This is a genomic window from Natronococcus roseus, from assembly GCF_043677095.1.
GTDB lineage: Archaea > Halobacteriota > Halobacteria > Halobacteriales > Natrialbaceae > Natronococcus > Natronococcus roseus.
The window spans coordinates 830150-854217 of record NZ_JBHLJR010000001.1; the positions used below are offsets into that span (position 1 = coordinate 830150).

At 66.0% G+C, this 24068-nt stretch carries 20 protein-coding genes; 4 read left to right on the forward strand and 16 right to left on the reverse strand.

Annotation, left to right across the window (positions count from 1 at the left end; genetic code table 11):
- Positions 1-19: 19 nt before the first annotated feature.
- Together ACFEMD_RS04290 and ACFEMD_RS04295 are read left to right on the forward strand one after the other, a co-directional pair.
- The gene (locus ACFEMD_RS04290) at positions 20-1633 is read left to right on the forward strand and encodes a BCCT family transporter (RefSeq protein WP_394739774.1); all 1614 of its coding nucleotides are present in this window, start codon (positions 20-22) and stop codon (positions 1631-1633) included.
- 128 nt (positions 1634-1761) lie between these two features.
- Positions 1762-3123 carry an aminotransferase class III-fold pyridoxal phosphate-dependent enzyme gene (locus tag ACFEMD_RS04295; protein ID WP_394739668.1) on the forward strand — a complete coding sequence of 454 codons (1362 nt, stop codon included), beginning with the start codon at positions 1762-1764 and terminating at the stop codon, positions 3121-3123.
- Between the two features lie 217 nt (positions 3124-3340).
- Here the strand turns inward: ACFEMD_RS04295 and ACFEMD_RS04300 are convergent, their stop codons facing one another.
- From ACFEMD_RS04300 to ACFEMD_RS04335, 8 genes are all read right to left on the reverse strand, one after another.
- On the reverse strand, positions 3341-5680 hold the full coding sequence (locus ACFEMD_RS04300; protein WP_394739669.1) for a PAS domain S-box protein: 2340 nt from the start codon (positions 5678-5680) through the stop codon (positions 3341-3343).
- A 131-nt stretch (positions 5681-5811) separates the two neighbouring features.
- Positions 5812-6780 carry a sugar phosphate isomerase/epimerase family protein gene (locus ACFEMD_RS04305; RefSeq protein ID WP_394739670.1) on the reverse strand — a complete coding sequence of 323 codons (969 nt, stop codon included), beginning with the start codon at positions 6778-6780 and terminating at the stop codon, positions 5812-5814.
- A 162-nt stretch (positions 6781-6942) separates the two neighbouring features.
- Positions 6943-7146 (reverse strand): hypothetical protein, encoded by a 204-nt coding sequence (locus ACFEMD_RS04310; protein ID WP_394739671.1) that lies wholly within the window; start codon positions 7144-7146, stop codon positions 6943-6945.
- Positions 7139-8335 (reverse strand): ABC transporter ATP-binding protein, encoded by a 1197-nt coding sequence (locus ACFEMD_RS04315; RefSeq protein ID WP_394739672.1) that lies wholly within the window; start codon positions 8333-8335, stop codon positions 7139-7141. Before ACFEMD_RS04315 ends, ACFEMD_RS04310 begins: the two co-directional genes overlap by 8 nt.
- A 1-nt stretch (position 8336) precedes the next feature.
- Positions 8337-9335: a carbohydrate ABC transporter permease gene (locus tag ACFEMD_RS04320; protein ID WP_394739673.1), complete on the reverse strand. Its 999-nt coding sequence runs from the start codon at positions 9333-9335 to the stop codon at positions 8337-8339.
- A 1-nt stretch (position 9336) separates the two neighbouring features.
- On the reverse strand, positions 9337-10356 hold the full coding sequence (locus ACFEMD_RS04325) for a carbohydrate ABC transporter permease (protein ID WP_394739674.1): 1020 nt from the start codon (positions 10354-10356) through the stop codon (positions 9337-9339).
- A 2-nt stretch (positions 10357-10358) separates the two neighbouring features.
- On the reverse strand, positions 10359-11837 hold the full coding sequence (locus ACFEMD_RS04330) for an extracellular solute-binding protein (protein WP_394739675.1): 1479 nt from the start codon (positions 11835-11837) through the stop codon (positions 10359-10361).
- 144 nt (positions 11838-11981) lie between these two features.
- Entirely contained in the window at positions 11982-13058 is a 1077-nt protein-coding gene (locus tag ACFEMD_RS04335) for a TrmB family transcriptional regulator sugar-binding domain-containing protein (RefSeq protein WP_394739676.1), read from the reverse strand.
- A gap of 208 nt (positions 13059-13266) precedes the next feature.
- Here ACFEMD_RS04335 and ACFEMD_RS04340 point away from each other — a divergent pair, with 208 nt between their 5' ends.
- Positions 13267-14088, forward strand: a complete 822-nt coding sequence (locus ACFEMD_RS04340; protein ID WP_394739677.1) for a hypothetical protein — start codon at positions 13267-13269, stop codon at positions 14086-14088.
- A 2-nt stretch (positions 14089-14090) separates the two neighbouring features.
- Here the strand turns inward: ACFEMD_RS04340 and ACFEMD_RS04345 are convergent, their stop codons facing one another.
- From ACFEMD_RS04345 to ACFEMD_RS04380, 8 genes are all read right to left on the reverse strand, one after another.
- On the reverse strand, positions 14091-15050 hold the full coding sequence (locus tag ACFEMD_RS04345; protein ID WP_394739678.1) for a carbohydrate kinase family protein: 960 nt from the start codon (positions 15048-15050) through the stop codon (positions 14091-14093).
- A gap of 52 nt (positions 15051-15102) precedes the next feature.
- Positions 15103-16527, reverse strand: a complete 1425-nt coding sequence (locus tag ACFEMD_RS04350; protein ID WP_394739679.1) for a TIGR00366 family protein — start codon at positions 16525-16527, stop codon at positions 15103-15105.
- Positions 16528-16532: 5 nt separating this feature from the next.
- Entirely contained in the window at positions 16533-17948 is a 1416-nt protein-coding gene (locus ACFEMD_RS04355) for a short-chain fatty acid transporter (protein ID WP_394739680.1), read from the reverse strand.
- A gap of 172 nt (positions 17949-18120) precedes the next feature.
- A complete protein-coding gene (locus ACFEMD_RS04360) occupies positions 18121-18735 on the reverse strand; it encodes a nitroreductase family protein (RefSeq protein WP_394739681.1) in 615 nt (204 codons plus the stop codon).
- Between the two features lie 122 nt (positions 18736-18857).
- Positions 18858-19685: a ZIP family metal transporter gene (locus ACFEMD_RS04365; protein WP_394739683.1), complete on the reverse strand. Its 828-nt coding sequence runs from the start codon at positions 19683-19685 to the stop codon at positions 18858-18860.
- A 163-nt stretch (positions 19686-19848) separates the two neighbouring features.
- A complete protein-coding gene (locus tag ACFEMD_RS04370) occupies positions 19849-20877 on the reverse strand; it encodes a hypothetical protein (RefSeq protein WP_394739684.1) in 1029 nt (342 codons plus the stop codon).
- 113 nt (positions 20878-20990) lie between these two features.
- The gene (locus ACFEMD_RS04375) at positions 20991-22064 is read right to left on the reverse strand and encodes a methionine synthase (RefSeq protein WP_394739686.1); all 1074 of its coding nucleotides are present in this window, start codon (positions 22062-22064) and stop codon (positions 20991-20993) included.
- Positions 22061-23065, reverse strand: a complete 1005-nt coding sequence (locus ACFEMD_RS04380) for a 5-methyltetrahydropteroyltriglutamate--homocysteine methyltransferase (protein WP_394739687.1) — start codon at positions 23063-23065, stop codon at positions 22061-22063. The genes ACFEMD_RS04375 and ACFEMD_RS04380 overlap by 4 nt, the downstream gene beginning before the upstream one ends.
- A gap of 155 nt (positions 23066-23220) precedes the next feature.
- Here ACFEMD_RS04380 and ACFEMD_RS04385 point away from each other — a divergent pair, with 155 nt between their 5' ends.
- Complete coding sequence (locus ACFEMD_RS04385; RefSeq protein WP_394739688.1) at positions 23221-24048, forward strand: VOC family protein; 828 nt, start codon at positions 23221-23223, stop codon at positions 24046-24048.
- Positions 24049-24068 lie beyond the last annotated feature (20 nt).

A 24068-nucleotide genomic window follows, 5' to 3' on the forward strand; every position in this document is an offset into this window, starting at 1 on the left:
GAGTAACGGCGAGCGGGGGATGGTCGGTCGGTTCCTCGACGAGCTCGATCCGGTCGTCTTCGTCTTCGGCGCGTTGCTCACGGTCGGCGTTATCGTCGCCTTCTTCGTCGATCGAAGCTTTGTCGCCGGCGGAATCGAGACCGTTCACGGGGAGATGCTCAGCTACATGAGCTGGGCGTTGCTGGTGATCGTGTTCCTGATCGTCGTCTTCCTGTTGTACCTGATCGTCGGCCCCTGGGGGAAGCTCAAACTCGGTGACCAGGATCCGGAGTACAGCTTCCTCTCGTTTTTCGCGATGCTGTACTCGGCGGGCTTCGCCGCGGGCGTCGTGTTCTGGGGACCGACCGAGGGGCTGTTCTACTACGACGATCCGAATCCGCTGTTCGGAGTCGAGGGCGGAAGCAGTGAGGCGATTCCGCTCGCGATCCAGCAGACGCTGTTTCACTGGGCCTTACCCCAGCTCGCGGTGTTTACGATCATGGGGATCGCGATCGGCTACTTCGCGTACAACTACGACAAGGTCCCGCTGCGGGCCTCGTCGGCGCTGACGCCGATCATCGGGAAGGAGAACCTCGACGGACCGGTCGCCAAGGTCGTCGACATCCTTGCCGTCTTCGCGACGATCGGCGGCGTCGCGACCTCGCTCGGGTTCATCGGCAGCCAGTTCGTCAGCGGCCTCGAGTACCAGTGGGGGCTGAGCTTCGGCGACACCGGCATCCTGCTCGTCGTGACGACGATGACGATCCTGTTTACGATCTCGATGGTGCTGGGGATCGACAAGGGGATCCGCCGGCTCTCGAACTTCAACATGGGGCTGTTCGTTGTGATTATGCTCGCGACGTTTATCCTCGGGCCGTCGATGTTCCTGCTGTTGCTCGGCTCGCAGGCGATCGGCGGGATGATCAGCGACTTCGTCGCGATGAGTCTCTACACCGGCGCCGGCGACGGCGGCACCGGCTGGGTCGAGAGCTGGACCGTCTTCTACTGGGCGTGGGCGCTCTCGTGGTCCCCCTTCGCCGGACTGTTTATCGCCCGGATCTCGAAGGGCCGAACGATTCGCGAGGTCGCCTTCACCGGGATCGTCGCGACCTCCGCCGCGACGGTTCCGTGGTTTACGTTCGTCGGCGGTACCGCCGTCTTCCTGCAGGACACCGGTGGTGCGGACTTCAGCGAGGTTATCGCGGGTGAAGTCGGAGCGGAGGTCTCCGGGTTCATCCTGTTCGACGCCCTCCCGCTCGGCGCGATCTTCATGGTCGCGTTCCTCGTGCTCGTGACGACGTTCTTCATTACGTCGGCGGACTCCTCGACGCTCGCGGTCTCGATGATGACCACGGGCGGCAAGGAGTCCCCGTCGACGATCAACCGGGTCTTCTGGGGGGTCGTCCTCGGACTGACCGCCGCGATCCTGATGATCCTCGGCGGCGAGGGCGGCGCCGGCGCGCTCGAGCAGGCCGTCGTCATCACCGGCGCGCCGTTCGCGATCGTCTGTTTCCTCGCGATGCTGTCGCTGATCAAAAACCTGAGCGGCACCAACGGCCGCGTGTTGCTCCAGGAGGAGACGGTGATCGTCGGCTCGACGGAGCGTCGATCGGACGATCCGACGACGACCGCGGAACCGGGCGACGACGACTGACGGAGCCGCTCGAGCCGTTTCTTCGATTGATTGCGCTCCTTCGTTCGGTGTGCCGATTCGATTCTCATTTCTCGACTCCCGCCCCATCTATAACAACATTTAATGTACGACGTACACATTATCTGTGTATGGATAGGGACACTGCCGAACCGAACGTGGACGCGTTCCCCGGCCCCAACGCCCAAGAGTGGGTCGAGTTCCACGGGGAGAACGCGGCACCCAGCGAGTACTCCCACGAGTTCGTCTGGGACGTAACCCGCGAGGCCGACGGACCGTTCGTCACCGACGTCGACGGCAACGTCTTGCTCGATTTCACGTGCCATATCGGCGCCGCGCCGCTCGGGTACAACAACGAAAAGATTACTGACAAGCTCCGGGAGTTCGACCTCGTCGAACCGATGAAGATCGCCGGCCAGGACATGTACTTCGGCGCGGGTCCGACTCCCGAGAAGTCAGACGTTCCGGGCTCGAGCCACCTGATGGAGAAGCTGGTCGACGTCTCGAGCCAGTACGGGATGGATACGGTCTTCCTCTCGAACTCCGGCGCGGAGTCGATGGAGAACGCGATGAAGATCGCCCACGACCACCGGGCGCCCGCGAAGTACGGCGTCGCCTTCGCCGGCAGCTTCCACGGGCGCACCTTCGGGACTCTCTCCATCACCAAATCGAAGGAGGTCTACACGCGTCACTACCCCGAGATAAGCGGGATCGAGACAGTGCCGTTCTGCGCCGATCGTGGCTGTGACGCCGCCAGCTGCGACTGTGGCTTCTTCGCGAACGAAGGCTCGCAGCTTCGGAACTCGCTGTCCCCCGAGGGCGGCCACATCAACCCCGACGAGATCGCGTTCCTGACCCTCGAGCCGATCCAGGGCGTCGGCGGTTACCGGTTCCCCAGCGAGGCGTTCATGCAGGAGGTGGCCGACGTCACCGACGAGTACGACATTCCGCTGATCGTCGACGAGATCCAGGCCGGGATCGGCCGTACCGGAAAGATCTGGGCTTCCGATCACTACCCGATCGAGCCCGACGTCATCTCTGCCGCGAAGGCGCTGCGCGTCGGCGCGACCGTTTCCCGGTCGGAGATCTTCCCGTCCGAAAAGAACCGTCTGGGCTCGACGTTCGGCGGCGGTGACCTGCTCGGTTCGATGATGGGCGCGTTCACCCTCGAGGCGATCGACGAGTACGATCTGCTCGAGAACGCCACCGAGCGCGGCGAGCAGGCAAAGGAGTTGCTCCGGGACGAGTCGCCCGACCACGTCGTCGACGTGCGCGGGAAGGGTCTGATGCTCGCCGTCGAGTTCGACACCCCCGAGCGCCGGAGCGCGGTCGTCGAGGAATCCCTGCGCCGCGGACTGTTGACCCTCGGCTGCGGGAAGAAGACGATCAGACTACTTCCGCCGCTCGACTCCAGCGTGCGCGAGATCGACCTCGGGATCGGGATCTTCCTCGAGGCGATCGAGGCCGCGGGGCGGAGCGCGACGGTCGCGTAACGGAGCCGATCGGGTTCCTTGCCGTCCGATCGGCGGCCCCGATCCGGAGGTGTTGCTCGCAGTTCTCCACGGAGAAGAGCAGGTCGAGCGGCTCGAGGCCGTCCGGAAGACGAAGCCTCCCCTGATCGAGCTTTGTTCGGCGACGTCCGCGAGACCGACGGTTTCGCTCGATGACGAGACGCCGAAGGCGTCTCGAACCGCTCGGCCCCGAGGCGGTTTACGCCGCCGGAAGCGTGAACGTAAACGTCGTCCCCTCGCCGGGTTCGGACGTCACCCGGATCTCGCCGCCGTGGCGCTCGACGATCCGCTCGCAGAGCGCGAGTCCGATCCCGGTTCCGGGGTGTTCCTCGTGACCGTGGAGCCGTTCGAACACGTCGAAGATACGATCCTGCTCGTCGACCTCGATGCCGATCCCCTCGTCGCGGACCGCCACCGTCCAGGTTTCGCCGGCGCGCTCGGCCTCGACGCGGACTCGCGGGGGCCCGTCGCCGGAGTACTCGATCGCGTTGCTCAGAAGGTTCTGGAAGAGCTGTCGAAGTTGGGCTTCGTCGCCCCGCACGCGGGGAAGCGATTCCGCCGCGATTTCGGCTCCGCTCTCGTCGATTTTCATCCGGAGGGTATCGAGCGTCTCCTCGAGCACGCCGTCCAGTTCGACGGGCTCGAACGGCTCGCCTCTCGTGTCGACGCGCGCGAACTCGAGCAGCCCGTCGACCATCTCTCGCATCCGATCCGCGCCGTCGACGGCGAACTCGATGAACTCCTCGGCATCCTCGTCGAGTTCGTCGCCGTACCGACGCTCGAGCAACTCGAGATAACTTGTGATCATTCGCAGCGGCTCCTGGAGGTCGTGGGAGGCCGCGTAGGCGAACTGCTCGAGGCGCTCGTTCGACTCTTTGAGCTTCCGCTCGTACTCTTTTCGCTCGGTGATATCGGTGAGCGTCACGATCGCTCGAATCACGTCGCCGTCGGCGTCTCTCACCGGCTTGCCGTGCTCCATGATAATCCGACTATCGCCGTCGAACGTACTGATCTCGTATACGTTGGGGTCCATGACTGATTCGCCACGAAGCACCTGGGCCATCGTCCACTCCTCGGGGTCGACGGACTCGCCCGTGTCGGTCCACACCGCCGAGTACTTGTCGTACTCGTCGACGGACTCCGCGTCGAACACGTCGCCGCCCCAGATCTCCTTGGCGACGTCGTTAGCCTTGAGCAACGAGCCGCCTCCGTCGGCGACGACGGCGCCGACGGGCAGGACCTGAAACAGCGTCTCGAGCTGCCGGGATTGGCTTTCGGCCTCGAGCTCGGCTCGCTTTCGCTCGGTGATATCGGTGAGCGTCCCGGGGAACGTCAGCGGGTTCCCGTCCTCGTCGCACTCGACGTGGCCGCGAGCGACCACCCATCGGAGTTCGCCGTCCGCGTTTCGAACGCGGTACTCCGCCTCGTACTCCCCACAGGTCTCGACCGCGGTCTCGATTTTCTCCCTGACGCGGTCGCGGTCGGCCTCGTGGATCGAGGAGACGAAGTTCTCGAGCGGAACGCCCTCGCGGGCGGCGTCGGGATCGACCCCGAACTGATCGGCGAACGACGCGCCGACGATCATCCGATCCTCGGGGACGTGCCATTCCCACGTGCCGACGGCGCCGGCTTCGGTCGCGGCCTCGAGCCGCGATTTCGCGTCCTCGAGGTACTTCGCGTTCTCCTTTTGCTCGGTGACGTCCTCTACGACCCCGATCGCACGAACCGGCTCGCCGTCGGTGTCGTAGTAGAACTCGCCCTGGGCCGCGATCCACCGCCGCTCGCCGTCGGTTCGGAGGATTCGACAGTCGAACTCCCACGTCCCCGTCTCGAAGGCGTCCTCGAAGCTACGCTCGACGAACTCCCGATCGTCCGGGTGGACGTGCTCGAGAAAGGTCTCGAAGCTCCAGTCCTCGCGGGGATCCTCGTAGCCGAAGATCCGATCGTGCTGGGGCGAACGGACGGGCGACTCCCGGGTCTGGAGATCGAGCTCCCACATGCCCAGCTCGCCGGCCTGGAGCGCGAGCCGCAGCCGTTCCTCGCTCTCCTGTAGATCCCGCGTTATCTCGTAGCTCTCTCCCTCGTACTCGAACTCGCGGTGCTGTTGGCGCCAGTCCAGCTCCGTTCGGTTTCGGCCGGCGATCTCACGAACGGTCCCGACGGCACCCCGCAGGGACTCGTCCTCGCCGAACGGGTTTACTCGAACGTCACAGAGCACCAGGGTCTCGTCGACGGTCCGGATGGGAACCTCGAGGAGCGCGCTCTGTTCGGCGGGGTTCCTCCGGAGTCGCTCTATTTCGCGCTCGATCGCCGACCCGTCGGTGCCGAGGACCTCGGCGATCTGCTCCCCCAGAAGGTCGTCGTACGCGTACCCCGTTAACTCGCCGAGAACGTCGTTCACCGCGACGAAGCGGCCCTCGACGTCGAGCTGAAAGATCCCGTCGCCGATCGTGTGAAGAAGCGTCCGGTACCGCTGATGGGCCCCGTCTTCGGCCGCATCGTCCCAGAACGCCATCCTGGATCCGCTCCGCTTACTCATATGGTCTCAAACCCTGCGCGGCAGATAAGCCCTGTGCGCGAGCGAGAAGGCTCGACCTTCGGCCGTAGACCGTGTCTGCGTCGAACGGGGCGCTCTCCGGCGGCCGAGCCGCCGATCGAGCGGCGGGGCGTCTACTCGGCCCAGTACGCCTCGCCGGGCTGTTCGCGGAAGACGGCCCGCTCGAGGATCTCGACCGCCTTCTCGAGCCCCTCGCGGGAGCTGGTCAGCGAGTCCTCGTGTTCGATGCTCAGGGTGCCGTCGTAGCCGACCATCCGCAGCGTCGAGACGACGTCCTTCCAGTGGCTCTCGCCGTGGCCGTAGCCGACCGACCGGAACAGCCACGAGCGGTTGGGTTCGTCGTCGTAGGCCGTCGTGTCGAGGACGCCCTTCTCGCGGGCCTGCTCCTCGTAGACCTTCGTGTCCTTGGCGTGGAAGTGGTGGATCGCGTCGCGTTCGCCGAGGTAGCGGATCGCGTCGGTGATCGAGATGTCCTGCCAGTACAGGTGCGAGGGGTCGAAGTTCGCGCCGACGCGCTCGTTCGTTGCCTCGCGCAGGCGGGCCATCCCGTGTGGTTCGTAGACCAGCATGTTCGGGTGCATCTCGATCGCGATGTCGACGCCGTGATCGTCGGCGTACGCGGCGAGGTCGGACCAGTAGTCGACGGCGACCTCCCACTGGTAGTCGTGGGCGTCGGCGTGCTCGGTCGGCCACGGCGCGGTGATCCAGTTCGGCACCTCGTCGTCGGGGCCGCCCGCGGGGAGCCCGGAGAAACAGGTCACGACCCCGACGTCGAGCTGGTCGGCGAGCTCGATCGCCTCGCGGAGCTCGGTGTCGGCCTCCGCCGCTTGGGAGTCTTCGGGGTGCAGCGGGTTGTTGTGGGTCGCGAGCGCGCTAATGTGCATCCCGAACTCGGAGAGCAGCTCCTCGAGCTCGAGCTGGGCGTCCTCGTCGTCCAGGTACTCCTCGCGAGCGAGGTGGTCGTCCCCCGGGAAGCCGCCGACGCCGGGTTCGATTGCGTCGACGCCGATATCCGAGAGGTACGCCAGGGCGCCCTCGAGCGATTCGTCCGCGAGCGGTGGGGTGTGTACGCCGATATCCATACGGGCAGACCGTCGTGACGAGAGTCAATAAATCCGGGTGGAGTAAGATCCGCGGATAGCGGATAGACGGCCTATGAAACGGCGTTTCCGGGAAAATGCAGCTAGACGTTCGGTCTTCGCACATCGCTCGAACCGGGGTCGAAAACGGGTCCGGTCAGCCGTTCAGTACAGCTGCTGTTCCTGCTCGTTTTGCTCTTGCTCGCGTTCCTGTTTTGCCTGCTGGCGCTTGCGTCCCCGCCGATACTGTCTGATGCCGGGGATGACCTTGTTCTTGACGTCCAGACCGAACGAGACGATCCCGTAGATCCAGAAGAAGAACAACACGAGAAAGCCCCCGTAGTAGACGACGGGGACGAGGCTACTCATGTTGTCCCCGCGATTCGGCCGCCGCCCTCGTTCGCTCGGCCTCCGAAAGATCGACGATGCCGTGTGCGAGCGCGTCGCCCGACGCGGTGTCGAACAGGTGAATCTTCGAGCGATCGAGCACGATCGAGACCGACTCGTCCTCGCCGATCTCGGTGTCGGGGTCGACGCTCATCAACAGCTGGTTCGAAGCGCCGGCGGCCTCGTCGCTGGTCATCGAGGAGCCGCTGGTGCCGTCCAGCGTGAGGTAGACGAAGATCTCGTCGCCCATCGGCTCGAGCACGTCGGTCGTCGCCTCGATCACTTCGGAGGGTGAGCCGACCTCGTCCTCGTTTCTGGTGAGGTAGATGTCCTCCGGACGGACGCCGGCCGTGATCTCGTCGCCGGGACTGATTCCGAGCTCGGTCGTGTCGAACTCGAGATCGTAGTGTTCGGTCGTCAGCCCACCGTCGACGAGTTCGCCGTCGGTGAAGTTCATCGACGGCGAGCCGATGAAGCCGGCGACGAACAGGTTCGCGGGCTGGTTGTAACAGACCAGCGGCGGATCGATCTGCTGGAGCTGGCCCGCGTTGAGGACGGCGATCCGATCGGACATCGTCATCGCCTCGGCCTGGTCGTGGGTGACGTAGATGATGGTCGTATCCAGCTGCTTGTGCAGGCGCTGGAGTTCGGTCCGCATGTGAACCCGGAGCTTGGCGTCCAGGTTCGCGAGCGGCTCGTCCATCAGGAAGACGTCCGGGTTGCGGACGATCGCCCGCGCGATCGCGACGCGCTGTTGCTGGCCGCCCGAGAGCTCGTTGGGCTCGCGGTCGAGCATCCCCTCGAGCTGGACGATTTCCGAGGCGTTGTCGACTCGTCGATCGATCTCGTCCTGGTCGTACTTGCGCAGCCGAAGTCCGAACGAGATGTTCTCGTAGACGTCCATGTGAGGGAACAGGGCGATGTTCTGGAAGACCATCGACACCCCGCGGTCTTTCGGCGGGAGCTTGGTGACGTCGGTCTCGCCGATCCGGATCGTTCCCTCGCTCGGTTTGGTGAGGCCGGCGATCGTCTCCATCGTCGTCGACTTCCCGCAGCCCGAGGGACCGACGAAACAGACGAACTCCCCGTCCTTGATATCGAGATTCATCTCGTCGACCGCGACGACGTCTTCGTACCGCTTCGTAACGTTGCTGAGTGATACGCGTGCCATGTTATTCCTTGAGTCCTCCCGCAGTTAGTCCGCTAACGATTCGTTCCTGTGCGACGATCACGAGGATCAGGATCGGGATGACCCCGACGATGCTCGCCGCCGCCATGAGGTTGAAGTCAGTTGTGTACTGGTCCTGGTAGCTCAGGATCCCGCCGACGAGCGGCGACCAGTTCTCGGGGACGTTCTCCAGGGCCATGATCGAGCTGAAGAAGTACTCGTTGTACACCGCGATGAACGTCAACACGGCCGCCGTCGCGACGCCGGGTGCCGACAGGGGCATGATGACCCGGAATAGCGCGCCGAGGCGCGTGGTTCCTTCGACCCTCGCGGCGTCCTCGAGCCCGTCGGGAATCTGGGCGTAGAACGTGGTGAGGATGAAGATCGCCAGCGGCAGGAACAGCGCGCTGAAGGGCATGATCATCGACCCCGGCGTGTTTACGAGCCGCGGCGGCTCGAACAGCTCGATCCCGAGGAACGGAACCACGATGGCGTTCCCGAGAAACGCGTCGAACAGCGGGATCAGAAACGCCGCCGGTGGGAAGTACGACACCATCAACACGCCGAGCATGAGCGGCCCCTTCCCGGGGAAGTCGAGCCGCCCGAAGACGTAGCCGGCGAGGCTCGCGACCAGCAGGACGATGATCGTCGTGACCGTCGCGAGCACGAAGCTGTTGAACACGTAGAGGTGGAACGGGATCTGCTGGAACACCTCGACGAACGCCTGCGGGTTGAACCCCTGTGGATGGGGGAACTCGATCCCGATAACCGGAAGCGACCAGTCACCGGTCAGAATCTGGCTGTTCGGCGTCAGCGCCAGCACCAGTAGCCAGTAGAACGGGAACAGCGTCGTCACGAGGAAGAAGCCACACGCCACGTAGAACAGCGCCCGATAGAGGCGAGCGCGCTTCTCGTCGTCTCCGATAACGCCTTTGGTCCACTTCGCGATAACGCCGTCTTCGGCGTCCTCGGAGTCAGACCGTTGTTCGGTTGTCGTAGCCATGTCAGAATCCCTCCTTGTACTGTCTGTAGATCACGATCATCGCGAGGATGCCGATGATCCCCGCCGTTACGAACGCGATCGCCGACGCGAGTCCGCGATGCGTGTTGAACGTCTCGACGACCATACACGACAGCGACGGCACGACCGTACAGCTCGAGGTGATGTCGATCAGGCCGTAGATTCGCATCGCGTCGATCGTCCGGAAGAGGACGGCGATGGCGACGGCGGGCAGAACCAGCGGCAGCGTGATCAGCTTGAACTGCTGCCAGCGGCTCGCGCCGGCGACCCTCGCGACGTCGTAGAGGCTGCGGTCGACGCTCTGGAGGCCGGCCAGGATCAGCAGGGCCATGAACGCCGTCGTCTTCCAGATGTCGGCGATGGTAACGATGATCAGGGCGCTCAGCGGATCGTTGAGCGTGTTCGTCGGCGCGAGGATCCCGACGTTTGCGAGATACTCCGTCAGGAACCCGGTGCTCGGGTGGAACATCAGGTAGAAGATCATCCCCTGGATGACCAGCGGGATCGCCCACGGGATGATGATGGCGACGCGGACGAGGCGTCGGCCGCGGAACTCCTGATCGAGGATCAGCGCCTGCCCGAACCCGATGACCGTCTCGAAGAAGACGCTCACGATGGTAAACACGAGCGTCACGACCAGGGCGCTACGGAACCAGCCGCCGACGTGGACGAACGGGAAGCTCGAGGACGTGCTCACGTCGGGCAGGAACATCGTCGACCCGGGGAAGTCGGGGTCGCGGGCGCCGGTGAACATGTCGACGTAGTTCTGGAGGCCGACGAACTCCGGGTCGCCGGTTCCCAGCACGTTGACGTACATCGACAGCTCGAACGTCCGCAGGAGCGGATAGAGCGCGATCGCACCCAGGATGACGAATACGGGCGTCAACAGCAGGTACGCGAACGCGGTTTCGCCGAGATTCTCGAGCCACCGGGTGACCGCGACCAGCGGTCCCGAGCGCCGAGATTCTCGGTTTGCGGTATCCGCCTCTTGTTCCGTACTCATGCTTACGACTCGCTTTCTTCGAGCGCTTCCTGAAGATCAGCAGCGGCGTCTTCGGGGCTTACGTCGCCGGCAACGGCCTGATTGAGCTGCTCTGCGATGATCTCCGCCTGCGACGGCCACTGCTCGGTGACGGGACGAGGCATCGCGTTCTCGCCGGCGACGCGCAGCGTCTCCATGTAGTGACCGATCGGTCCGACCTCGTCGGCGTCGGTCGCCTCCTCGTCGTCGAACAGGTCCGGCTTCGGCGGCAGCCAGGCGACGACCTCGAGCATCCCGAGGTTGAAGTCGTCCTCGGTCATCGCCTGCATGACCTGCACGGCCTCCTCGGTGCGTTCGGAGTTCGGGTTGAGTCCGATGTGCCAGCCACCCTGTGCGGACGTGGTGCCGCCCGCGCCAGGCTGGGCGGCCTCGTCCTCTTCGACCGCGTAGGGGATCGGCATCGCGCCGAGGTCGTCCTCGTCGTCGAAGGGGTAGTCGTCGTCCTCGAGCGTCCCGGGAACGATGTACGGCCAGTTGCGCAACATCGCGGCCTGGCCCGACGAGAACGGCTCGCGGGCGCCCTCCTCGTCCCAGGAGGTGATGTCGGTCGGGGCGATCCCGGTCGGGTACTCCTCAAGCGTGTCGTCGTCCTGTTCGTCCGCGACGAACGTCCGCATCATCGCGAGGGAGTCGATGAACTCCTCCTCGTCGATGGTTACAGGACGGTCGCCGACGGGACCGCCGAGGTTGTCCTCGCCGCCGAAGTACGCGCCGCCCCAGGAGGTCATGACCTCGTTGAAGCTACAGCAGGAGGTTCCCTCGTAGATGTCGAACTGGGTCGCCAGTCCGACCTCCGCGTCCGAGGAGTCGACCATCTCTTCGGTGATCTCGGCCCACTCCTCCCAGCTCATCGGCTCGGTCTCCCACTCGTCGAAGTCGTCGTCGTCGTAGCCGGCGTCGCGGGCGTAGTTCTTGTTGTAGTACAGGCAGCCGTAGTCCGGGAACAGCGGCAGCGCCATGAGATCGTCCGTCTCGGGATCGCGGGCCGTGTCGACGAACGCCTCGAAGTACTCCTCGTCGATGAGTTCCAGCGTTTCGTCGTCGAGCTCCTCCGAGAGGTTCGCGAGGTAGCCGTTCTCGATGAGCACGTTCGTCCAGCCGGTGTCACACATCATGAGGTCCGGCTCGCTCTCGCCGGCCTCGATCAGCTGCGAGTAGGTGTCTCGCTGGTCGCCGGTGTCGTCCGACTGGGAACTGAAGCTGATCTCGATGTCCTCGTCTAACCCGTTCTCGTAGAGCAGGTCGGGCATCCCGTCTTCGACGTCGTCGATGGTAGTCGATCCCATCGCGATGACGACGCCCTCGCCGTCGTCGCCGCTGTCGCCGTAGATACAGCCGGCGAGGCTGACCGTCGCGCCGGTCGCACCGGCCGCGGCGACGAACGTCCGCCGCGAGACGCTGGATTCGGATTCGGTACTCCCCCGTGAATATCTACCACTCATGAACGAGAATATTGAATTGTACCTATTTATAATTGCTGGGTTAGTACAACGGCTGTAGTTAACTTCTCTCGGCCGCGCCGAGGAACAAGGCCGAATCGATCCTCGAGCCGCCGCGATGCGGGCGATCGGTCGTGCCGATCGCGGTTACACTGATGGATCGATCCCGATTCGGACCGCCTCGACGTCCTCGATTATCGCTCCCCAACCGCCGACGGTGTAGCTTTCGGTCCCGCTTTCGAGCGTGAAGCCGGCTTTCCCCGCGAACTGCGTGATCGGTATCGACCCTCCATCGTCGCCGGACGTTCCGGAGTAGGCGATGTCGGTGATCGTGCCGGAAACGGTGATCTCGCGACCGGTGTCCGTCTCGAACCCCTCGACGGTGGCCTCGACGCGCCGATCGTCCTCGAGCAGCGGTTCGATCCGACGCAGACACTCGCGGATGTCGACGTAGGTGGTCGGGGGTCGATCGTCCCGCGCCGAGTAGACGGGCTCGTAGACGTCCCAGAGACAGGTGCTAAAGTACCAGTAGAAGACGTAGGTGTGGGTGCGGTCGTTGACGAGAACGCCGTACTCGTTCGCCGAGTGTCTGTTCGGGGCGAAACACGTCCAGGCTCGATCGACGAGCGCCACGAACGGTGCAGGGATCCGACGGTACCGAGCCTCGGTACACGTACTGGCGAGGCGTTCGGTCGACGGCAGCGACGACTCCTCGGCCGTTTCGGGGAACAGACACACCTTGACGTCGGCGCCGTTCTCGCGGGCGGCCTCGAGTGCACCCTCGAGCGCGTCGAACTGGGCGGGAGTGAGTCCGATCTGCACCTGGTGGTCGGCCGACCGGACGAGTTCGTTCGCCCTGGCCAGGACGGTGTCGAACCGTTTGACGATGCTGACGGCGTGGTCCTCGATGTCGGGACGGGTCCATCGGGTTTCGATCTCGTCGGCCGCGCTCTCGAGACGGGTCGCCCGCGACCGGAGGTCCTCGAGGACCTCCGTGGGGTCACGCGCCCGCGCCTGAAGGCTCTCCTGTTCGTACGTTTCGACGTAGCCGCGTTCCTCGAGCCCCCGGAGCACGTCGTAGATCCGCGGGTCCGGCACCGAACTCGCCTGGGCGACGTCCGTTGCGGACGCCGAGCCCCGTTCGAGGAGGGTCACGAAGGCGTCGGCCTGGTACGGGGAGAGTCCCGCCTCCTCGAGGGTCGCCACGAGCTCGTCGGGATTCATCCGGCGACCACCGGACGGGCCACTCGTCGAACGAATCGATCGGCCGGGAATCCGCGTCGAATGCTCCGCGAGCAGCCATTAGCCCCCCATCGAACGCGCCCCCTGTATCGTGTGACCGATCGTCGCATAGCAGTGATATACAACAGTAATTGTAAAAAAGACTCTCGTTGTCGCTACACTGAAGACGATCGGGTCGGAACGCGACCGTATGACCTCTCTCCTCGAGCGGATTCGACGGCCCGAGTACACCGGTTCGAACCGGTGTTGGCCCTGTACGATCACCAACGGCGCGCTGGTCGCGGTCGCCGCTACCGCACTCGCTCTGATCCGCCGCCGCCGACTGGCCGCCGCGGTCGGGATCGCCGGACTCGCCTCGATCGGGCTTCGGGGCTACGTCATCCCGTACACGCCCCGCTTCGCGCCGCAGCTCGCGGCCGCGCTCTCGCTGGACCCCCACGACGCCGACGAGCCCGGCTCGCTCTCGGGAGTTTCCGACGGCGACGAGGCCGGCGACGACGCGGTCTCCGGCGAGGGGGTTCTCGCCGCGCTGGTCGAGGCGAACGTCGTCGTTCCCGACGGCGAGGAGCTGCGTCTCGAGCCCGCGTTCAGATCGGCCTGGCGCGACGAGATGCGGTCGCTTCGCGACGACGACCTCGAGGCACTCGCCCGGCTCGCCGATCGACACACGGCGCCCGAAACCGACGTGTGGGTCGGGAGCAGCTTCGGTCGGTCCTACCTCGTCCTGCAGGGCGAGGCCGGCGGCATCGTCACCCTCCGTCGAGAGATCGCGGTCGCCGAACTCGGCGCTGCACGCGCCCTCGAGTCGCGGGCCGACGACCCCGCGATCCGGCGCGCGGCCGGCCGACCGCTGCGCTCGCTGCTCGAGACGTGTCCGCTCTGTGAGGGTACCCTGGAGATCACGCAGGCTGCCTGCTGCGGCGAGGTTACGCCGATCGGATCGCTACCCTCGGAGAAGCTGTACTGCCCGGACTGTAACGTCCGGCTGTTTACGTTCGATCGGGAGCAGTAGCGCTACTCGGCGTCTCTGATCGCCCGAACCGCCTCGCGATCCGGCAGCGCCGTCATCGCGCCCGCGGCCGTCGTTGCCGTCGCGCCGACGGCGTTGGCGAACGCGAGCGTCTCCTCGAGATCGTCCCCGTCGGAGAGCGACGCGATCGCGCCGGCGACGAAGGCGTCGCCCGCTCCCGTCGTGTCGACGACGTCCGCTTCGTACCCGGGGTGGCTGGCAGTTCCGGACCACGGCGCGTCCTCGTCGGCGACGGCGAGCGCGCCCTCGCCGCCGCGAGTCGCGAGAACCGTCGACGGTCCCGCCTCGAGAGCCAGGACGTCCCGGGCCATCCCTTCGACGTCGTCGCCGGCGAACCCGAGCGCCTCGAGCTCCTCCTCGGCGGCCTTCAGCACGTCGACGTGTGCGAGGGCCTCGCGAACGACCTCGCAAAACTCGTCGTCGTCGGGCCACAGCTCCGGTCTGGCGTTGGGATCGAACGAGACCGTACAGTCGTTGGCGGCGGCCCGCTCGAGCAGGTCAAGCGTCGCCTCCCGCGAGGAGCCACTGGAGAGGGCGACCCCGCCGGCGTGGACCCACTCGAGTTCTTCGAGTACCGCGTCGTCGATTCGGCCGGGCTCGAGGCGGGTGTCGGCGGTGTCGTCCCGGTAGAACGAGAACTCCCGATCTCCCGTCTCGTCGTGGGTGACGAACGCGAGCGTCGTCTTCGCGTCGGGATCGCGATCGAGAAAGCGATCCGGGAGGCCGTGTTCGTCGAGGGTTTCGACGAGGTAGCGGCCGAACGGGTCCTCGCCGACGCGGGTCCAGAACAGCGGCGTCCGCTCGAGGCGCTCGAGCGCGACGGCGACGTTCGCGGGCGCGCCGCCGGCCCGTCGGTCGAAGCGCTCGACGCTCGAGATCGGCCCCGGATGCTCGGGGAGAAAGTCGATCAGCGTCTCGCCGGCGACCAGAATGTCGCGAGTCATGTGCCCCCGTTCGTCCGCCGGGTGATAATGTGTTGCGAAGCGGGGCGCCCGGTCAGAAGATCAGTAGCAGGCCGATCACGACGACCGAGACGTACGCCGTGACGACGGCGGCGTAGGTCGCGAACTCCCGCCAGTCGAAGCCGTAGATCGAGAGCACGCTGGCGAAGAGGAACGCGAGCCAGAGGTTCGAGACGCCGGCGCCGTACATCGTCGCGACCAGCGCGGGCACGCCGTCGATTCCCGCCGCCGCCACCGCGGGCCCCTGGAGCAGCCAGAGCGAACCGGGGTCGGGCACCAGCAGGCCGAGCGCGAACGCGGCGACGTAGGAGCCGACGTACGGCAGCCCGGTCGCCGCCAACGCGTCGCCAAGTGGCGCGTACAGCGCCGCCTCCGTCAACAGCGCGAACGTCGCCGCGTACAGCAGGAACGGGATCGCCATGTGGTTGGCCCACCGCGTCGCGTCCTCGGTCTTCTCGCGAAACGCCATCGGCGGCCCCTGCACGGCGAGTCCGACCACGACCAGGCCGAACGCCAGCCAGGGCAGGGTCAACGCGCCGCCGGTACCGAAGTGCCACCCCAGCGAGGCGATCCCGATCGCGACGATGATCCACGTGAGCGACTCGGCGTTCTCGAGGCGGTCCCCGGGCTCCCAGTCGACGGGATCGCGAACGGGCGCGTAGTGGTCGAAGGTCTCGCTGATCGAGCCCTCGAGGATCCGATCCCGGTCCTCAAGCGGTTCGATCTCGCCGTCGTCGTCGGGCGCTAGCCACACCAGCAAGAGCGGCAGCGTCAGGACGAACAGTATCGTTGGAGCGAGGTTCGCCGGGTGGAGGAGGAACTCGCTCATCCCGATCGTCCCGGCGTCGTCGACCATGAAGTTCGCCAGTCCGGTGTCGTCGGCCGCGATCAGGGCGCCGGGGCTCGAGGGCCCCTGGTTGGCGACGACCAGCGCCAGCAGCCCGCCGGTCAGCACCGACGGGTAGTGAACCGCGGTGCCGCTCTCGCGGGCGCGCCGACAGAGCCGCTGGCCCAGCAGGATGCCGCCGATCAGGCCCAGCGCCCAGTTGAGCCAGCCGAGCGCGAGCGAGACGGTCGCCGTCGCGTAGATCACGCCCGCCTGACTCGTCGGCAGCGAGGCCGCGAGCCGGTCGAAGGCGGCGCCGACCCGCGGCGACTCGACGGCCGAGGCGCTGAGGATCCAGTAGAGGAGCAACAGCATGTGCAACGCGAACAGGTCGTAGACGTAGAACCCGCCGCCGAGCAGCTCGAGCTGGGTCGTCGCCTCGAGTTCGGGGACAGTGACGACGATCGCGAGGACGGCCAGCAACAGCGCGCCGACCAGCGACTCGGGGAAGTACTTCCCGAACGTCGGAACGAACGCGGTCCGGAGGTCGGTCTCGCTTTCGCGGTCGGCCTCGGCAGTGTCGGCCCCGTCGGCGGGCAGTTCGTTCTCCGCCGAGGTTGGCTCTCCCGCCATCGGGATCACCCGAGCACCCCGATCATGAGCGCACCGGTCCCCATCACGACCCCCGAGAAGACGAACAGCACGGCGACGTAGCCCATCATATCACGGATGGTGAGTCCGGCGATCCCGAGCACCGGGATCGCCCAGAACGGCTGGATCATGTTCGTCCACTGGTCGCCCATCGCGAACGCGATCATCATGTGGTTCATCTCGGTGCCCTCGATCGACTGGGTCGCCGAGGCGTAGATCTCGCCCATGACGACCCACTGCCCGCCCCCGGAGGGGACAAAGAAGTTGACGATCCCGCCGGAGACGAACACGAGCGCGTACCACGTCGTGTCGGTGGCGTACTGGGCGGCCGTGTTCGCGATCAGTTCGACAAGCCCCGAGAACACCATGATCCCCATGATCCCGCCGTAGAACTGGAACTGGATGATGATCTGGCTGGCCCCGCGAATCGCCTCGTGGAAGACGTCGATGTAGCTTCGCAGCGACATGTGTGCAAGAAAACCCAGCCCGAACATCGCCGTGATGAGGACGTTGATGTCGAGGACGTCCATGAACGGCTGGGTCGAGAACAGATAGAGGAGGTAGGCCCAGATAGCGGCGCCGACGCCGACACAGACCAGCGTGCTGTCGAGCACGGCCGCCTTGAGCCGCGAGTCCCGCAGCCGGTGGGGGCGCTCGCCGACGTCGCCGCCCTGCGCGCCCTCGCCGCGGGCGGCCCGCAGCTTCTCCTCGGGGACGGTCGTGACGTTCTCCCGATCGGGCGCCATCAGCGGCATGAGGACGACGACGACCGCGACGATGGCGGCGATCATCACGAGATTGATCGGGTGGAAGATCGTCTCAGAGACCGGGATGACGCCCATCGTCTCCTCGGCGAAGTGGCCGTCGGTCGCGACGAGCAACAGCGCGGCGCCGGACAGCCCCTGGTGCCAGGGCAACAGCCCCGCGTAAGCCGTCGCGACCAGTAGCGGGTAGTGGACGTCCGTTCCCTGTTCGGCCATCGCGATCCCGACCTCCCGGGCCAGGATCGCACCGGCGACGAGGACGACCCCCCAGTGGAAGAGTCCGAACAGCTGACCACAGAGCGCGACGACGAAGATTGCCTGGGTCTGACTGTTCGGGACCGAGGCGATCCGCCGGAGCCCACGCTTGATCGGCGGCGAGTCGGCGAGTGCCCATCCCGTTAACAGGGCGAGGGAGGCCTGCGTCGAGAACGTGATGACCTCCCAGAACCCCTCTCCCCAGTGGGTCGCGACGCCGACCGGCCCCTCGTCGGTGACGACCACCGCGATGACCATCGTCAGCAGCGTCAACAGTAGCGCGAAGATGAACGCGTCGGGTAGAAACCGCTTGATCAATCTGCTCGAGACGTCGCCCAATTGCGTGAAAAAGCGCCCGACGACGCCGGACCCTATTGTACTCATCGTTCGCTCCGGACGGCCGCCTTCCGAGTCCACCACGCGGAACCGGCTCGACGATAGCGATCGTGATTCGGCACTGTCATCTGTTTGCTACCGTCTCACGGAGCCGGAAAAAGGTGCAGCCTGATTCGGAGTGTTGCCGGCTCTCCGATCCGAAATTGGCGGGACGTCCGACCTACTCGAACCCGCCTCGGTGGGTGATCTCCTCGAGCCGTTTGCGACCGCTCGGCTCCTCGCGCTCCCGGAGCTTCTCGGGCAGCGTCTCGGGCGACGCGCGCTCGCCGATCGCACACATCGCCTCGACCTCGTACTCCTCGGGGACGTCGAGTTCCTCGGCCGCGCGCTCGTAGTCGAAGCCCGCCAGCCCGTGGACGGCCAGCCCGCGGCGAGCGCCCTCGAGCGCGAGGTTCTGCCAGGCGGCGCCGGTGTCGAAGGAGTGGACGGGCGCGGGCTCGCCGTTGTGGTCGAAGGTGGTCTTCGAGACGATCACGACGAGGACGGCCGCGTCGGTCGCCCACTCTTCGTTGCCGCCCAGCAGCAGGTCGGCGAAGGTGTCCCACTCCTCGTCCTCGCGGCTCGCGTAGCAAAAGCGCCAGTGCTGGTTGTTGTATGCCGAGGGCGCCCACCGGGCGGCCTCGAACAGCGGCAGGTACTCCGCTTCCTCGAGCGGTTCGCCGGTCATCGCGCGCGGCGACCAGCGGTTGACGAACAGCGGGTCGATCTCGTGGTCGGGCTCGCGGTGGTCGGCGACCTCGTCTCGGATCTCGCGTTTCTCGACGAACTCCTGCATACTCGAGGGAAGACGCTCGCGACACATGACCGTTCCCGGACGCTCGAGTCACCCGGTGACGGTCACGTCGTCGGAACGCGTTCACGGTTGTCTCGCCACCTGTTACCGCTGGTCGAGCCGCCTCACCCCAGCGAGATATCGAGGTACAGCATCACGATCACGCCGAGGATCGTCCCGAAGGTCGCGACCCGTTCGTACCCCGTCGCGTGCGTCTCGGGGATGATCTCGTCGCTGATGACGAACAGCATCGCGCCCGCGGCAAACCCCATCGCGTAGGGGAGCAGGGCGCCGACCGAGTAGACCGCGTAGGCGCCGAGCACGGCCATCGGAATCTCGACGATGCCCGCCCGAATCCCGGCGAGGACGGCGTAGAACCGCCTGTCCAGCCCGGCGTTGACGGCCGCCAGCGACACCGCGAACCCTTCCGGGACGTTCTGGATCCCGATCGCGAGCATCAGCGGGATCGCCGTCTCGAGGTCGCCGCTGCCGAACCCGACGCCGACGGCCAGCCCCTCGGGCATGTTGTGCAGCGTGATCGCGAGGATGAACAGAACGACGGCCGCGAGTCGCTCGTCGTCGACCGGCAGGTCGGTCCCCGGATCGGCGGCGTCGCGTCGCCGTCGGCCGGTGAGCAGGAAGTGGGCGTGGGGGACGAGCAGATCCGACCGATCCAGAAACAGCGCCCCGAGTGCGACGCCGACGAGGACGGGAATCGGGTTTCCGTCCGAGTAAGTCTCGATACCGGGGATAATGAGGCTCGTGAAGCTCGCGGCGAGCATAATCCCCGCGGCGAAGCCGAGCGCGGCGTTCATCGCCCGCTGCGAGGGGTTTCGCCAGATGAAGATCAGCGACGCGCCCAGCAGGTTGAGCGAGGCGATGACGAGGCCGCCGACGAGCCCGTGGACGATCGGGTCGGTGCCGAACAGCCCCGTGAACGAGTCGACGACCACGCGCTACCGCCCTCGTTTCGTGTCCTCGTCGACGGATCGGCGACAGCGAGCGCCCGATCCCCATCGTTGCTTTCGGCGAGCCATGGCGAACACGCTACACCCTCGAGCGGAAAGAAACCATAGGCACGTCGCACCACACGCGAACGGCGTGCCGCGCGGCGCGCTACTTCTCCCAGTCGATCGCGTCCGTTCGTTCCGCCTGTCGGAGGATGAACGGCCCGAGCGAACCGGTTCGCTTCGAGATGGTCGCGATTCGCAGCACGTAGGCCGCGAGGAGGAAGAAAGGGACGAGCGTGATCGTCGTGCTGGCGCTGACGACCCACACCATGTTATCGACGCCGAGGAACGTCCCGGGGACGGAGTCCGGCTCGAGGTACAGCACCGTCGCCGTCGCGACGACGACGCCCGGCAGCCCGGCGTACAGTATCGAGCGCGTGAGGTGGACGAGCTCCCACTGGAAGTACAGCGACTTGAAGTGCTCGAGCGCCGGACCGAACAGCCGCAGCACGTCGATCAGCTCGTCGAAGGTCTCCAGTTCGTCGTCCGCGAGACTGCCCTCGTGCTCGTGTCGGAGCCGCCGCACCGCGTAAATCTTCCAGGAGTAGTTGTAGTTCAGTCCCGACCGTAAGACACTGAACTCGCCGAACTCGGACGTCTCGAGCTGGGAGTCGATCTCCTCGGAGTTCCGGCAGACGTTCTCGACGAGCCGATCGGTTCGGTTGCGAAGCGTCTCGTCGGCGTTGTCGGCGACGGCCTCTTGAAGCGCCTCGGCCCGTTCGCTACTCGTCTGGACGAGCGCCTGCAGGAACTGGGAGGGGTCGGGCGGACCGACCGTTCCGAACAGCTCCTCGACGCTACGCCGGTACTCCATCGCCTCGTTCATCCACGCCTGCTGATCGCCCAGCCGGCCGAGCTCCTGAGAGAGCACCAGCTGATTGATCGAGACGACGAGCGTTACGCCGGTGAGGAGAGCGGCGATCAGCGCCTGAAACGCCGTATCTACCGGCGACCCGTTCGCCATCATCTCCCGAAGCGGCAGGGCGACTGCTCCGAGTCCAACGAGGGTTGCGAAGGTCGCGGCCGAGAGGAATCCCGCGAGCAGCCACCGGTTCGCGTCAAGCAGGATCCAGTGGGCGATCCGGCTCTCGCCGGTTCGTCCCCTGAGCGTGTCCGTCGACAGCGGATTTTCCATATCGACCGTTCGCTCTCCGACGGAAAAGCGGTTGAGCTTGGAAGCGGAACCCGTCGGGTGTCGAAACGGTTCGATTCAGTCGACGAAAAGACGGATTCGAACGGACCGCGTCGTCAGTCGTCGGCGGGCGCCGGCTCGCCGCGTTCGACGTCGATCTCGCCCGCGTCGAGGGCGGCCTCGACGTTGCGGGCGGCCTCGACCATGTTCGCCATCTTGCCGTAGGCGACCTCGCGCGGAAGGAGCTTCACGCCGCAGTCCGGCGAGACGACGAGCTGTTCGGGCGGGACGACCTCGAGTCCCTTCTTGATGTTCTCCTCGATCTGCTCGACGGACTCGACCTCGCCGACGTGGACGTCGGTGACGCCGAGCGCGAGATCCGCGGTGAACTCGGGGTCTTTGAACACGTCGAGCTGGTCGTAGTCGCCGTTGGCGAGCTCGAGGTCGAACTCGTCGACGGGGAACTCCAGAATTTCGGGGTAGATGCGGGAGTAGTCGCCGTAACAGACGTGCAGTCCGATGCGGACCTCATCGGGGACGTCGGCGACGATGTGCTCGAGGGCCTCGCCCACGATCGCGTGGTCGTCCGGCGTCGTCGCCAGCGCGGGCTCGTCGATCTGGATGTAGCGGGCGCCGGCGTCGACGAGCTTTTCGATCTCCTCGTTGACGAGGTCGGCGAGCGCCAGCGTGAGCTCGTCGTCGTCGTCGTAGGCCTCGTTAAAGGACCAGTTCGCCAGCGTGTAGGGGCCCGTGATCGGGACCTTGACTGGACGGTCGCTCGCCTCGGCGACGAACTTGTACTCGTCGACGAGCCAGCTCTCCGTGTACTCGACCTCGCTCACGACGGAGGGTTTGTCGAAGTAGTTGTGCCCCCACACCTTGACGGGACCGTTGAATTCGTAGCCCTCGATGCGGTGGGCGAAGAACTCGACCATCTCGTTGCGGCGCATCTCGCCGTCGACGACGACGTCGAGGCCCGCGCGCTCGTGTTCGTTCGTGATGAGCCGCGAGGCGTCGTCGAGCGCCTCCTGGTAGTCGTCGTCGTCGAAGCTGTGATCGGGGTCCTGGTAGAGCTCCTTCGCGCGGTTGAGCCACTTGGGCTTCGGGTAGGAGCCGACGACGGTCGACAGTAGGAAGTGGTCGTTTTCGTGATTCTCCGGTCGGAACTGGTCCTTGTTCTCGTTGCTCATGCTGCTTTCACCTCCGCGAGGTCCGCGGCTTCGGCGAGGACGGCGAGTTTCTCCTCGAACTTGGCGTAGGGGAGGTAGAACGTTTCCGTGTTCGTCGTCAGGTACACCGTCTCGAACTCCGAGACGGGAACCTGGTCGTACACCCAGTCGACGCGGTCACGGATCGCCTCCGCGTCCTCGACGAGCGTGTTCTGGCCGTCGGCCAGCCCGAGCGAGAGCTGGTCGGTCGCGCCGTACTCCTGGAGGTTGTAGACGTTGTCGTCCTGGTTCGCGACGAAGTCGAAGCCGACCGCGTCGATGTCGGCGTCGAGCAGGTGAGCGTATACCTTCTCCTCGAGCGCCCCCCAGTAGGGCTGGACGACGACGTCGGCGTCGGTCGCGCTCGCGACCCGATCGATCGCCTCGCTGGCGCGCTCGTCGACGCCGTCCTCGGGGGCGTTCTCGACGAGCGACGGCTCGAGCAGGAACAGCGTCTCGTGGTCGGGGAAGGCGTCGACCTCGCCGGCGAGGAACTCGCCGACCGCGGCGAGGAAGTCGGCGTCGTCGCCGTAGTGCTCGTCCGTCGCGAGGTCAGCCAGGGAGTAGGGGCCCGGCAGGACGGCCTGCAGGTCGTCGTCGCCCGCAAGCTCCGCGGTGGCCTCGAGTTCCTGGGCGACGTCACCCGAGAAGTCGAGGTCGCCCTGTACGACGGGGTCGCGGTAGAAGTTGTTGTTGTCGTAGTAGCGGACGATTCCCTGGGTGTCGACGGCGTCGTGGACGGCCAGCGGGTGAGCGAGCATGTCGTCCCAGCGAAGCTGGCCCTCGCTGACTCGGTCGAGGCCGGCCTCCTGCTGTACCTCGATCACTTCCTCGCGCCCCTCGTCGTAGGCCGCGGTGATCTCCTCGCCCTCGTCGCCGCTGACGAGGTCGCCCTTCTGGTGACCCTTCAGGTCCGAAAGGTCGTCTTTCGCCCAGTCCGGGAGCGGGAAGAGCCCCGGTGTGGTCGAGACGTATTCGGTCATCGTGGACGCGGCTAGGCTATGCCGGGGCTTAATATTTTCCATCCGACCTAATACGCCAGAGTAATTTCACACGTTCTCGGGAATGACTGCATTCCCACTGCGGAACTCTCGAGGCCCGAACGAGGAACTATACTCCCGGCTTGCGGACAGTCAGTATGGCTCTCACCGTCGATCACGTCCCCTTCGCGTTCGCGGACCTCGAGGCGATCACCGCGGAGTTCGAGCGACTCGGCCTCGCGCCCGACTACGGCGGCGCCCACGACAACGGCGTCACCCACATGTCCTTCCTCGGCTTCGACGACCGCTCGTACGTCGAACTCATCGCCGAGCGCGACGAGGGCGACCACGACTTCTGGCCCGAGCATATCCGCGCCGACGCGGGGCCCGCGGCGTGGTGTGTTCGGGTTCCCGACGTCACCGAGGAGTGCAAGCGACTGCTCGAGCGCGGCGTCCCGGTTCGCGGCCCCCTGCCTGGCGCTCGCGAGCGCGAGGACGGCACCCTCGTCGAGTGGGACCGCGCGGAGTTCGGCCGACCCGATCGACGGCTCCTGTTCCCGTTCGCCATCGCGGATCGAACGCCCCTCTCGTACCGAGTCGAGCCCTCGCCGAGCGTTGCCGACGGGCCGCTCTCGGGGATCGGTCAGGTCGTCCTCGCCGTCTCGGACCTCGAGGACGCGATCAAGATGTTCGAGGCCGCCTACCGGTTCCCGACGCCCGTTCGCGACACGGTTCCGGGACTGGGGACCGTCGCCTCCGTCCCCAGCCAGCCGGTCGCGTTCGTCGCAGGTGCAGAGGACTGGCTCGCCGAGCGACTCGAGCGCTTTCCCGACGGCCCCTGTAGCTGTCTCCTCGCGACGGACGACATCGCGGCCGCACGCGAGACGTATCCGCTGGGCGACCCCCTCGAGTGGCCCGACGGTCGCGTCGCCTTCTTCGACTCCGAGCTACTGGGCCGACGGCTGGGGGTCGTCGAACGGGTCTGAGAACGCCGAGCCGCACTCGA